Annotated in this window: 14 protein-coding genes; 2 read left to right on the top strand and 12 right to left on the bottom strand. The window is 40.6% G+C overall.

What is annotated here, in order from left to right; all coding sequences use genetic code 11:
• Window positions 1-24 precede the first annotated feature (24 nt).
• Both gldB and gldC read left to right on the top strand, forming a co-directional pair.
• Window positions 25-996 carry a gliding motility lipoprotein GldB gene (gene gldB, locus AACM45_RS06170; RefSeq protein WP_339141441.1) on the top strand — a complete coding sequence of 324 codons (972 nt, stop codon included), beginning with the start codon at window positions 25-27 and terminating at the stop codon, window positions 994-996.
• On the top strand, window positions 996-1,331 hold the full coding sequence (gene gldC, locus AACM45_RS06165) for a gliding motility protein GldC (RefSeq protein WP_339141440.1): 336 nt from the start codon (window positions 996-998) through the stop codon (window positions 1,329-1,331). Before gldB ends, gldC begins: the two co-directional genes overlap by 1 nt.
• Window positions 1,332-1,335: 4 nt before the next feature.
• Here the strand turns inward: gldC and AACM45_RS06160 are convergent, their stop codons facing one another.
• The 12 genes from AACM45_RS06160 to AACM45_RS06105 form a co-directional block, all read right to left on the bottom strand.
• The gene (locus AACM45_RS06160; RefSeq protein WP_339141439.1) at window positions 1,336-2,163 is read right to left on the bottom strand and encodes a DUF2306 domain-containing protein; all 828 of its coding nucleotides are present in this window, start codon (window positions 2,161-2,163) and stop codon (window positions 1,336-1,338) included.
• 37 nt (window positions 2,164-2,200) lie between these two features.
• Entirely contained in the window at window positions 2,201-2,887 is a 687-nt protein-coding gene (locus AACM45_RS06155) for a DUF4386 domain-containing protein (protein ID WP_339141438.1), read from the bottom strand.
• Window positions 2,888-2,924: 37 nt separating this feature from the next.
• The gene (locus AACM45_RS06150; protein WP_339141437.1) at window positions 2,925-3,371 is read right to left on the bottom strand and encodes a hypothetical protein; all 447 of its coding nucleotides are present in this window, start codon (window positions 3,369-3,371) and stop codon (window positions 2,925-2,927) included.
• Window positions 3,372-3,444: 73 nt separating this feature from the next.
• Window positions 3,445-3,993: a GIN domain-containing protein gene (locus AACM45_RS06145; RefSeq protein ID WP_339141436.1), complete on the bottom strand. Its 549-nt coding sequence runs from the start codon at window positions 3,991-3,993 to the stop codon at window positions 3,445-3,447.
• A complete protein-coding gene (locus AACM45_RS06140; protein WP_339141435.1) occupies window positions 3,980-4,342 on the bottom strand; it encodes a GntR family transcriptional regulator in 363 nt (120 codons plus the stop codon). The genes AACM45_RS06145 and AACM45_RS06140 overlap by 14 nt, the downstream gene beginning before the upstream one ends.
• A 3-nt stretch (window positions 4,343-4,345) precedes the next feature.
• Window positions 4,346-5,098, bottom strand: a complete 753-nt coding sequence (locus AACM45_RS06135) for a hypothetical protein (RefSeq protein WP_339141434.1) — start codon at window positions 5,096-5,098, stop codon at window positions 4,346-4,348.
• The gene (locus AACM45_RS06130) at window positions 5,091-5,930 is read right to left on the bottom strand and encodes an ABC transporter ATP-binding protein (protein WP_339141433.1); all 840 of its coding nucleotides are present in this window, start codon (window positions 5,928-5,930) and stop codon (window positions 5,091-5,093) included. Before AACM45_RS06130 ends, AACM45_RS06135 begins: the two co-directional genes overlap by 8 nt.
• Window positions 5,931-6,079: 149 nt before the next feature.
• Window positions 6,080-6,670, bottom strand: coding sequence for a DUF1287 domain-containing protein (locus AACM45_RS06125; RefSeq protein WP_339141432.1), 591 nt, complete (start codon window positions 6,668-6,670; stop codon window positions 6,080-6,082).
• Between the two features lie 13 nt (window positions 6,671-6,683).
• Window positions 6,684-7,151 (bottom strand): hypothetical protein, encoded by a 468-nt coding sequence (locus tag AACM45_RS06120; RefSeq protein WP_339141431.1) that lies wholly within the window; start codon window positions 7,149-7,151, stop codon window positions 6,684-6,686.
• A gap of 263 nt (window positions 7,152-7,414) precedes the next feature.
• Window positions 7,415-8,446 carry a UDP-glucose--hexose-1-phosphate uridylyltransferase gene (locus AACM45_RS06115; RefSeq protein WP_339141430.1) on the bottom strand — a complete coding sequence of 344 codons (1,032 nt, stop codon included), beginning with the start codon at window positions 8,444-8,446 and terminating at the stop codon, window positions 7,415-7,417.
• Window positions 8,447-8,451: 5 nt separating this feature from the next.
• Window positions 8,452-9,576: a galactokinase gene (gene galK / locus AACM45_RS06110; RefSeq protein ID WP_339141429.1), complete on the bottom strand. Its 1,125-nt coding sequence runs from the start codon at window positions 9,574-9,576 to the stop codon at window positions 8,452-8,454.
• A gap of 86 nt (window positions 9,577-9,662) precedes the next feature.
• Entirely contained in the window at window positions 9,663-11,429 is a 1,767-nt protein-coding gene (locus AACM45_RS06105) for a glycoside hydrolase family 36 protein (RefSeq protein WP_339141428.1), read from the bottom strand.
• Window positions 11,430-11,694 lie beyond the last annotated feature (265 nt).

Below are 11,694 nucleotides of genomic sequence, written 5' to 3'. Positions count from 1 at the left end.
AAATTAATCCCTGTTTCATTAAAAATGAAGTTGAAGCTCAAATTCTTTTTACTTTTTGGCTTTATGGCGTTATTATTTTCATGCAATGAACAAGACGCCACGGAAAAAGCGGTTGCCAAGATACCTGTTGATTTGGATGTAATACGTTTTGATCAACTCTTCGTTAGGTCCAAAGCCGATGCGATACCCGATTTAAAGCAGAAATTTCCCTATTTGTTTCCTAGGCAATATGCCGATAGTGTTTGGATAGCCCGTTTGACAGACACCTTACAACTCGAGATATATTCTGAAATAGAACAGCGGTTCGGCGATTTTGGGGAGCAAGAGCAGCAGCTGGACTTACTTTTCAAGCACATCAAATATTATTTTCCGAAATATGTCTTGCCGAAAGTAGTTACCATCATCTCTGATGTACAATATGATAATAGGGTAGTACTTACGGATTCGCTATTACTTGTAGGCCTTGACAACTATCTCGGTAGGGAACATCGTTTTTATGCAGGGCTTCCGAACTACGTAGCAAAAAATCTGGATGCTAAATTTTTGATGTCAGATATTGCCAGTGCCTTCGCAAAGACCATAAACAGGTACCCTAGAAATCGTAGTTTTCTTTCACGAATGGTCTATTATGGTAAAGAACTATATATTAAGGAGTTGCTGATACCCTCAAATAGTGAAGCACAAAAAATTAATTACACCGAAGAGGAAATCGAATGGGCCAATACCAACGAAGAACAGATTTGGCGCTATTTTGTGGAACGTGAATTGCTTTTTAGCACGGATTCAAAACTGGACCGCAGGTTCTTAGACCCAGCTCCCTTCTCTAAATTTCAATTAGAACTGGACAGTGAATCCCCAGGGCGCCTGGGGAGGTTCATTGGTTGGAAAATCGTGAAGGCCTTCATGGAAAGAAACCCAAAAATCACCTTGATCGAACTATTGGATTTGCCTGCTGATATCATATTTAAAAAATCAAATTATAAACCTAAAAAATAATGGCGGTAGAACATACCTCAGAAATTACCCTAAGAGTTGGACTAGATGAAAATCGGGTACCCGAAGAATTGAATTGGTCGGCAGAAGATGGTGGAATCGATAATGAGGCGGCCAAAGCGATGATGCTTTCGGTATGGGACAGCAAAAACAAAGAGTCCTTAAAAATTGACTTATGGACCAAAGATATGCCCGTTGATGAAATGAAGATTTTTTTTCACCAAACCTTGGTCACCATGGCGGACACCTTTATGAAAGCCACACAAGACGAAAAGATGACCGCCACCATGAAAGATTTCTGTGACTACTTTGCCGAAAAATTAGAGTTAAAGCAATAGCAGGTTATATTCGAGGTAACCACATATCCATAGTAGCAGCAAATATGCCAGTGGCCATAATGAGGGTACAGAGCAAAAGACCAATGGCCATGGAGAGCTTGCCGAAGGTTTGTGCGTTTTTTGATTTCAGATAAAACTCATAGATCGTTAATGGAACAAGGTACTGTCCAAAGCCCAAGAATACCAAAAAAGGTCCTTGAAAGGTTTCTGGGTCGAAACCAACAGGACCGCCCATGACCATTAGCCAGAACATTAATCCTATTCTAAAGAACCAAACCCCGCTCGCCGCTAAAAATAAACGAAATGCCCATTGACCGTGTTCCACAAATTTTTTGGCGATTGCCTTGCGCCATGCCACCGTGGCAAAAATAAAGACGAGGAGTGCGTTGATGCTTATGCTGATATCACCCACAATACCACTGATAGTACCTTTGGTAATAACCATAAAAACACCGCTAAAGCTTACCAGTAGTACAGTAAAGAAATAAAGGCGTCCGTTAAAACGGTGAAATTTGCTGAATCGATTTCTAATCTTTGGGATGAACTGTAGTGGTCCACCGACTAAAATAGCAATGGCAAGGAATACGTGAATGCCCGAAGCTAAATTGCCCATGGTTTCACCTTCAACATAGCCATGGGGCAATACACGATTCCATTTCATAAAATCGCCCTGTATAGCTGCGCCGCCATAGAAAGCACCAACATAAATGGCAAAAATCCATTGACCGATTACGGCCATGATGAACCATAATATGGCCGTGTTCTTTAATAATTCGTTGAATGGGGATGTTAGGCCCGAAGCCGTTTCGATTACCTGTTTGTTTGAATTCATGATTGTTCGTTTTTTGATTGATGATTGATGACGTTCTTTAGCTATTGGTTTGCAGCTTGTTACCTTTCGAAAATCCTTTGGTCAAAAGCCAAAGCGTGAAAACCATCATATGCAGACCATTATGGAAAAAGGGATACATGCCCACATATTGTTCAAAAACGTTCAACCAACTTGCCGTGAAAACAATGACCATGGCGACCATGCCCCAAGCTGATAATAGACGCGGTACCATTTTTGTCTTGAAGAGATAATAGAAAAACAAAAAGGTTGAAGAACTATAAAGTATCAGTACCATAAAATGGGACCATAAATAGTCTTTCACTTTGGCCAAACCCAGTAATTGAAACTGTTCGATATTGTGGGTCGATGAATGCAATGCCTCTTTTGCCAATGATATCAGGGAAAGGTGACTTAGGTCTCCGAATAGGGCAATGGCAAAAGAGGTAATCCAAAATGCCAAAAAAGCCAAAGCCAATTTAGGGCTGAACTTTTTCAACAAGGGATACAATAGCCCTATGACTATGACCCAGATGACATGGGTGGTAAAGCTAAGTAGCACTACAAAACGCATTTCTAAAGCTCGTGTATTGATGGTCTGTAAAAATTCTGGTGTTCTTGCCAATGAAGATGATAGGCCTCGAAACATATTCGATGGAACCCCCGTTGCGATAATGACAAGAAAGAGAGCCCCGATAGTTCGCCCGATTTTACGGTTTGAATCCATAATTGTTCGTTTTTTGATTAACACGTAATGGTATTGGTTACGAAAGCTTAAAAAGTGTTTTTATATAGTTGCGGTACACATAGCCCCAAGGGATAACTATGATATCCAATAATGCTCCCATGCCATTGGCATTATAGAGTTCAAGGGCGGTATCGTTGAGGCTTCCTGCTGCTTTTAGCGGTAAATATGCAATAATCAACCACAGGGTTTTGTAAAACAGTTGCAACAAAAGCAGGGGTATCATCTTAAGGGGATAGCGAATACCAAACCCCATCAATGTAGCATAAGCTGCCCAAAAACTGTAAGCGACTGCTTCCAGGGGATCTAAAAGTTCGGTTTCAGTAATAATTGATGACCACATCTGATATCCGAATACTAAAAACACAAAAGCATAAAAGGTTTTCATCAGGTACCAACGCCATTTGGGCACACCCTTGAGGTCATAGAAAGATTGGGGCATAACCCCTGATTGTTCTGAATTCATGATTGTTCGTTTTTTGATTGATGCCGCCCCAACCTTGGTCAGGGCGGTGAATTGATGATTGATTGATAAATAATTACTCCAAGTTTGAAAAATCGATATTTTTTAGGGTTCCTTTAAATACTACTTCTGAATCTGGTGCTATTCTACAATGAATGCTGTCGTACGAGAGGTTCAGTTTTGCGATGCCTTTGTCTTGTACGGTCAATTGCAGGGCTTTACCTAAAAGGGTATCCATACTTTCAAAATAAGCCTCCGTACCTATCTCTAGGGTCTTAAGCTGATGGTTGTTGATATATAGAAGTATGGAGTCATTGCCAACGCGAGCCTCACCGATTGTTATGGTCAGTTCGTTATTTTCTACGTTTGTTTTTAGGGAATCCAAAAGGTGTTTGGGGGCTTCAACTTTTAGCTGTGTCAGTGTGTCTTGTGTATAATGTACCATAACCTCATCTCTCACCTTTAGTTTAGTGAACGATGTTAATGAGCGCTCTATAGAAACATATGTGCCGATTCCACTTGCCTCCCCTTTTTTTACATATGTATGAAAGGTAAGTTGAAAGGCCAAAAAGAACAGTGCCAAAACTGCGAAGGCAACAATAAGTATGCTATTACTCTTTTTCATGTTGGTCATATAGGTTTTTTACTTCTTCAAAGGTGACATCGAGCAAACGCATTTGTTTAAAAACATCGGGCAGTGTTTGTTCTTTGAATTCGTTTCTTTTAATGTCAAGTACTTTCGCATAACCATCTTTTGAGACAAAATAACCAATACCCCTTTTGTTGTAGATGACTTCCAACTCTTGCAAATGGTTAAAGGCTCGAATGGCGGTATTCGGATTTACCTCTACCATAACCGCTACTTCACGTACGGATGGAATCCGCTCTTCATCTTGCCATCTGCGCACCAGAATGTTCTCGTAGAAGAAATCCACAATCTGTAGGTAAATAGGTTTGCTATTGTCAAAATCCATTCGTTATACTTCCCTTTCCACGAGCTTAAAATAGGTTACTATTAATAGAATAGGTCCTGAGATAATCACAAACAATGATTTTCCTAGAATTGATAAATCGCTTTCGGTTTTTTCCATAGCCTGATTTCGTAAAGGGCCTCCGTCAAAAACATCATATCCGTAGTTGAGAAGACCATAGGTCATTATATTAAATAGGGCAAAACCTAAAACGGTCAAAACGATGAACAGTAAAGTTTTGCCGATACGGTTACTTTTAAATGTAAGGGCACCAAAAAGGGAAACTGGCTGTATGGTCAGGTACACTGCAACCGCTTGCCAATATCCCATTGAAAACAGTGCAGATAGGGTGAAATCAGCCCCAAAGAATAGACTGCCAAAAAAGATGGACATGCACCCAACAAGAATACCCATAATTGAAAATACAAATGTGTACAATACTGCAGTAGCCAACCATACAGCACTGATACGCTCAAATGAAGAAATGGGCAAGGTGAAATATAGCGAATTCGCCTTGGCATGATGGGCTTCCCGAAAAAATGAAAAGCTCAGCACCGAACCAGAAATAAAATAGATAAGACTAAACGCCCCCATGAATTCATCGCTGTCCAGTTTTTTATCCCATAATTGTGCAAGAACGCAGAGCATAAAGAGCAATCCTGCTGAAACCAACAAGGTCGTGCCAATGGTACTTTTGACCAATACCACATCTCTTTTGATGTGATTGATGACACGATGCATATCGAAGCCTTTAGTCATGATCGTTAGTTTTTAGTATAGTATTGATTGCCGTATTTTGCGTCAGAACTGCGCTGAAAAGCAGTTCAAGGTCTACTTCCGTCTCCTCTTTATTACCACGTGGTAAAATGCTCTTACCACCAAAACCGGCTTCGGTATATATTATGGAATCTTCGGTGCTTTTTCGTTTGCCAAACCAGAATTCGGTTGAAACCTTGGCCAAAGATGCATCAAAAACAACTTTGGCCTCATCAAGCACAAGTATATGGTTGATGAGACTATGAAGGTCACGTACCTGATGCGTTGAAATTATGATGCACTTGTTTTCGTCGGCAATGCTGGCCATAATTTTACGAAATTGACTTTTGGATGGAATATCGAGCCCGTTTGTCGGTTCGTCCATAAGCAAAATTGGCGTGTTAGTAGCGATACCAAAGGCTATCAATACTTTTTTCTTTTGACCAAAAGAGAGTCTGGCAATATGATGTTGAGGTGCTAATTTAAATTCCGCTATCAAATGGTAAAATTGCTTTTTTGAAAAGTTGGTATAGAACGGACCGTTTATTTTCTGATAGGTTGCTATGGTCACCGCGGGCAATTCAAAATCTTCGGGCACCAAGAACAACCGTTGAAGCGTGCGAGCGTTTCTGTGCAGCCCGCTTTTATGGTCAACGGTATATTCGCCAGATTTTGCGTATAGTAGCCCCGACATGATTTTGAGCAGCGTACTCTTGCCTTCACCATTTTTACCAAATAGCCCATAAATATTACCCCGTTCAAAATTGACTGAGATATCGTTCAGTACCATGCTGCTCTTCGGATAGTGATAATACAAGCTTTTTATCGATATCATATCTAGTGTATTAGATAACTAGTACACTGCAAATATAGAAAAGATTTTGAGTTCCCAAAATTTTTATGGATTTGTTGAGTGTTTTATAGTGTTCGGGTTGGCCTCTTAAGCGCGGTCATAGGCCTGTAAGCAAACATTAGACGCTTAAATTAGGGTTCATAGCGGTAGTGCCCTATGATCTTATAGTCAAAAAGGCAGTCTTGCAGTATCTGGCCGCCACCAATATTATGAATGATAAGGGGTCTTGTTCCTTGACGGTTTCTTAGTTTGGAAACCAAACCGATATGGGTGAGCCCTCCGCCCAAGCTCCAACATACGATATCACCTGCCCTGTAATCTTGGGCTTTTTGGCTGATGGGTAGGGTAGTGCCAAAGCGTTCAAAAAAAGTCATTAAATTGGGTACGCGCCGGTGATCTATGTTTTTATCCGTGCGCCGCAGACCCCATATTTTTGGATACAAATCAAAATTGCCCACCATATCTTCATGGACTTCTTTCTGTAAATCAATATTCACCTTTCGGTAGGCCCGTATGACTACATCGGTACACACGCCTTTGTTTTTGGGGACATCACCATTTGGGTAGCCGATTGAAAAATAGGCTGGGTCGTAAGTCACCTTGTCTTCGGTCAATGTAAGTGCGGAATCGGCCAATTGACGAAAAAAGTCATGTTGTGCCCGTACTTGCGAACAATGGATTAGAACTACGATAATGATAACACAGCTGAATTTACTTGACATAGATTGAAATGGTTTAGTCGAGCCTATCAAAAGCCCTTTTGTGTTCTCCTTTCAATTCGAGTTCATTTTCTATTTTGGATTTAGTGGGGCGTTGTACAAAAAGAAAGACAAGCAGCGTGCCCCCAACAGTCAAGAACAACAAGTTTCCGTTGGTGCTGAACCACATGATGTTCAATAAGGCAGGTCCTTCTAGCAATCCCCATTTTACGAATGAAGCTGTTTGATAACCTACCAATTTCTGCTGCAGGTCGTCATTCTTTTTTAAATTGTTCAATAAGATATTGTAGATATACTTGCTCGAAAAAATGCCGACCAATGCCATCAAGGGGAAAACGTACACGAAAATATCATCGCCTATGCTTCCATCCATTTTGATATCGGTATTGAGGTAAAGTATGGTACCGACCAAAAGTGGACCGGCGACCATCACGAGGTGGATTAGTGATAGGGTTTTAATCGGGTTTTTAACAAATGTTGTCATGATGGTCCTTACTGTTGAATTTTAGATTGAAAATACACTTTTATATAAAGAATATGCTAAAAAACTTTTATGCCTCGTGGTTCTTTTTTTTGGTAATACCTTTTGTGATTGCGAACATTTTTTGGGAAGCCATTGCTGTTTTTTGATGTTACCTATCGAAAAGACCTGAGGTGCCTTCAAAAATTTTAAATAATCAATCGCGGTAAGGGCATTATACTTAGATATTATTAAAAGCACCTAAATTGTTTTTGTTAGTACTGACTTCAACCGAGATAATGCTTAGTTGAAAGGGCTTTCATTATTTTGGCAGCCTGCTCTGCGGTGATATCGCGTTGGGGGTTAGCGAACATCTCGTACCCGACCATAAATTTTTTTACAGTTGCGGAACGTAAGAGTGGGGGATAGAAAGACATGTGAAAATGCCACTCTTTATGTTCCAGTCCATCGGTAGGGGATTGATGGATGCCTGCTGAATAGGGGAAAGAAACCTCAAATAGGTTATCATATTTGGTCGTTAGAACTTTGATAGCCTCTGCGAATGAGGTCTCTTCAACTTTGCTTAGCTGACCAATATGTTGGTAGTGTTTTCTGGGGATTATCATGGTTTCATAAGGCCAAGTGGCCCAAAATGGTACCAAGGCCACAAAATCATCATTTTCATAGACGATACGCTCTTTGGCTTTTAGCTCTTGGGCCAAATAAGCCTGTAAAAGACTTAGGCCCTGCTCTTCAAAATATATTTTTTGCTGGATTCCCTTTTTTCTTGGTTCTTCTGGAATAGTTGATTGCGCCCAAATCTGGCCATGCGGATGCGGATTGCTACAGCCCATTACCTCACCTTTGTTCTCAAAAATCTGTATATGGTTGATTTCCTCAAAGGCTCCCAATTCTGCGTACTCTTTTTTCCAGAGCTTGATCACTTTGACAATATCCGTTACTTTCATAAGCGGTAAGGTCAGACTGTGGTTCGGTGAAAAACAAATGACCTTACAAATACCCAATTCCGTTTCGCTCATCAACAGTCCATTTTTTTGGGTAGTTTTAGTACCATCCATTAAAATGGCCCCAAAATCATTTACAAAAGAATAGGTGTCCGTGTAGGTTTCATTGATTGCACCACCCGCACGGGTATTCCCGGGGCAGAGATAGCATTTTTCGTCATAGGTCGATTGTTTTAAAATGGTCTCGTTTTCCGTTTTACCCTGCCATGGTCTCTTGGTTCTATGCGGAGAAACCAAAATCCACTCTCCGGTCAGGATATTAAATCTTCTATGGGGTCGTTCGCCTAGTTCCATTTTACTCAAAAGTTGGATATTATTGCCGTTCCCTCACTGGGTTGGGTCTGAAAGTGGTTTAAATTGATATTAAAGCTTTTTTTGTATGCCTTGGCAGCTTTTTTTACGAAGTCATCAATTGCATCTTTGTGGATGAGGTTAAGGGTACAACCGCCAAAACCACCTCCCATCATTCGAGACCCCAATAGCTCAGGTTCGTTTTTCGAGAGTTCAACCAAAAAGTCAAGTTCATCACAACTTACCTCGTATTTTTTAGCAAGTCCTTCATGGGATTCGTACATCAGCATGCCTACGCTTTCAAGATTACCATTTTTGAGTTCCCTTGCGGCTTTTTGCACCCTTTTGATTTCTTCAATAACGTAAGAACAGCGATTGAAAAGTAACGGGCCAAGCTCGGTCTTGATGCTCAAAAGCATTTCTGAAGTTACCTTTCTGAAGGTTCTGTCAATATTAAAGCGCTTTACTAAAATATCCAATCCTTTTTCACATTGTTCCCTTCTAATATTGTATTCCCCGTCAGACAGGTTGTGCGACACATTGGTATTTAACAAAAGCATACGATAATCCCCCAGTTCCGTTGCGACATATTGGAACGCTAGGGACCTGCAATCTAAAAGCATGAAATGCCCCTCTTTGCCCATGACACTGGCAAATTGGTCCATGATTCCACATTTTGTTCCAACATAATCGTGTTCTGTTCGCTGCCCTATTTTTATCAAGTCCCATTTGGTAAGGCCCAATTTAAAAAGTTCGTTCAAACCAAAGGCTAGACCACAGGCCAATGCTGCTGATGAACTTACACCCGAACCGACCGGAACGGTACTACGCATGGTACAATCGAAGCCAGAGAGTTTATCGGTCAATTTTTGTAGTTCACCAATAACGCCGAGCACGTAGTTATGCCAACCTTCCGTGCCCTTTGCAAGATTATTTAAATCGGCGATCAGCACACTGGTAAACCCCTCACTCTTCACGGTACAGCGGTTAGAATGCCCATTAATGGTCAACCGCAGCAAAATACATTTGTCTATTGCTGCCGGTAAAACGAACCCATCGTTGTAATCGATATGTTCTCCAATCAAATTTATCCTTCCCGGTGACTTGATAATGATCTCATTTTTGGTCGTCATCTTTTAGCCCCTTTTAAATTTGATTAAAAGAAATGCCCTAGAATGGACTTTGATAGCAACAATATTAATTGCAGTATTCATATCAGCTATACTATTCGTTGTAGTTGCAATAACCCGCTTGCGGGCACATGGAATAGGTTGATGCCTTGAGTTACCTTTATAGTGTCTTTGGCTATGATGTTCCCCTTACAATCATAAATTGCATAGTCATATTCGCCAAAATCGGAAGTTGCGTCTACCAATACCTTTTCACTTGATTTGGCATTTAGCACGTCAATAGCATCCATAGTCGACTGAAGCGATATGATCTGGTCTGAGTGTAATCCAAAAATGATTTTGTCGTCTTTGGTCGCACTTTGTACAGGATAGTTCTCTAACGGAAGTTTTGGTGAAAACTCCCCGTGCAAGAGTATTTCTGAATTTTCCCTCCAGTACTTGGTGTAAAATGTTATCATGTTCAAATGGGACGTTTGGGCCTCTGATAACATAACGGAGATTTGGGGTACCCCAAAAAACGTATTGATATAGTGAAGGGCGGCGGCCTCAACGGTTTCATCAAAGTTCCATTTGACCATATCGGCATGTACTGCTGTATTGCCTGCCAACATTTTGATGTCGGCAATACGTACCCTATTCATGGTATAATCGCCGGGGCAATCAAAGGCCCGTAACATGTTACCATATTTTCGCATTGCCGGGCCGGTGTATTTTTGCCGAAATTCAATGAAGATTTCTGGATTGATTTTTTGAAGCTCGGCATGTACTTCAGTCAATAGTATGTCGACAGCTGCATTTATCGAGAGCAAGTCTTTGCCATCATTAAGATCAAAACTTGTTTCAGGATAACTCTTAAAATCATCAATAAAATCCAATTTAAAACCATCTAAGTTCCAATCCCTAGCTGCTTGCAGGTAGGTATTGACCAAGTACTCCCTAACTTCTGGGAATCTGGGGTCAAAGACCGGTGCCCAACGATGGTTTTCGGTAAGAAATTTCCCTTTGAACCTTTTGTAGGCCTCTGATTTGGTGCCACAGAAGGGTACCGAATACCAAACGCCCACTTTCAGCCCTATATCCTGTATGTTTCGTACTAACCGACCAAAGTCCTCAAAGTGTTCTGGCCGCCAATCACCGGTATAGTCGTATCCCCTATTATTATCTTTCGTCTGCCACCCATCATCAATGATAATCGCCTCAAACCCCATTTTTTTGGCAATACTGCATTCTTTGAGTAAAAGTTGCTCGTCTAAGTCTTGATGAAATTGATACCAGGTTGAATATAGGGGTTGTTTTGTGATATTGGGAACATAAGCGGGTTTCAAGAATTCATAAGATTCCCACCAAGTAGAAGTTTGTCTCAGCGCTTCAAAAAATGGCATTTTTCTAGAGTCTAATCGAATATCAATACTAAAATCCTTGATGGGATATTTGCATTCGGTAAATAGGATCACTTGGCAATAGAAGTTGTTGTCCTCTTCTCGGTATTTAGCACTCATCTCAATCCTATTGATGGCGTTGGAACAAGAAAAACAGAGTCCGTTTTCATCATTTGCACGAAAGAGGGCCAATACCGGGGCATCTATCGAAATTCGCGACTCGTGATTCCCCAACTCCCAGTCAGCCTCGATCCTTTTTGAAAAATCCGCCGTAGGCTTCCAAACCCCCAAAACACCAACTGCAGGAAACTTCCATTCTAAAATGATGGGTTTTGGAATAAATTCCGTTTCATGATGTAGGCTAAACCGATATATCGATAAACCTTCTTCGTCCAACAATCGATTCAGTCTATTCTCGACTGGATTTTGATTTTGTTTTATCGTAATATTTTGCGTTGTTTCAAACGAGTCAATCATTATTGGGTTTTGAAAGTAAATATTTTGAGCATCTATGATTGTTGATTTACGGCATCTAACTTACCTGATTTACATAAAAAAATAGGCTTTTTAGATCAACTTTGTTAAAAATATCTTAGGCGAATGCCTTTCAAGAACGTCTTTTTTATTTTGGGTTTACTAAAGCCCAATATTATTTTGAAGGCCCATACCCACATGGTCTAAGGAACCCATTTCAAATAGTCGTATTGTAGTTTTTTGAATACACCCGATGATCAAACCAAAA

Source organism: Croceitalea sp. MTPC5 (assembly GCF_036985505.1).
Classification (GTDB): domain Bacteria; phylum Bacteroidota; class Bacteroidia; order Flavobacteriales; family Flavobacteriaceae; genus Croceitalea.
The sequence above is the reverse complement of the archived record's forward strand: the minus strand, read 5'-3'. Positions and strand labels throughout refer to the sequence as shown.

Coding starts and splice junctions, on each gene's coding strand:
- AACM45_RS06140 (WP_339141435.1), bottom strand. CDS start 4,342: ATGGATTTTGACAATAGCAAACCTATTTACCTACAGATTGTGGATTTC.
- gldB (WP_339141441.1), top strand. CDS start 25: ATGAAGTTGAAGCTCAAATTCTTTTTACTTTTTGGCTTTATGGCGTTA.
- AACM45_RS06105 (WP_339141428.1), bottom strand. CDS start 11,429: ATGATTGACTCGTTTGAAACAACGCAAAATATTACGATAAAACAAAAT.
- AACM45_RS06115 (WP_339141430.1), bottom strand. CDS start 8,446: ATGGAACTAGGCGAACGACCCCATAGAAGATTTAATATCCTGACCGGA.
- AACM45_RS06160 (WP_339141439.1), bottom strand. CDS start 2,163: ATGAATTCAAACAAACAGGTAATCGAAACGGCTTCGGGCCTAACATCC.
- gldC (WP_339141440.1), top strand. CDS start 996: ATGGCGGTAGAACATACCTCAGAAATTACCCTAAGAGTTGGACTAGAT.
- galK (WP_339141429.1), bottom strand. CDS start 9,576: ATGACGACCAAAAATGAGATCATTATCAAGTCACCGGGAAGGATAAAT.
- AACM45_RS06130 (WP_339141433.1), bottom strand. CDS start 5,930: ATGATATCGATAAAAAGCTTGTATTATCACTATCCGAAGAGCAGCATG.
- AACM45_RS06135 (WP_339141434.1), bottom strand. CDS start 5,098: ATGACTAAAGGCTTCGATATGCATCGTGTCATCAATCACATCAAAAGA.
- AACM45_RS06150 (WP_339141437.1), bottom strand. CDS start 3,371: ATGAATTCAGAACAATCAGGGGTTATGCCCCAATCTTTCTATGACCTC.
- AACM45_RS06145 (WP_339141436.1), bottom strand. CDS start 3,993: ATGAAAAAGAGTAATAGCATACTTATTGTTGCCTTCGCAGTTTTGGCA.
- AACM45_RS06125 (WP_339141432.1), bottom strand. CDS start 6,670: ATGTCAAGTAAATTCAGCTGTGTTATCATTATCGTAGTTCTAATCCAT.
- AACM45_RS06120 (WP_339141431.1), bottom strand. CDS start 7,151: ATGACAACATTTGTTAAAAACCCGATTAAAACCCTATCACTAATCCAC.
- AACM45_RS06155 (WP_339141438.1), bottom strand. CDS start 2,887: ATGGATTCAAACCGTAAAATCGGGCGAACTATCGGGGCTCTCTTTCTT.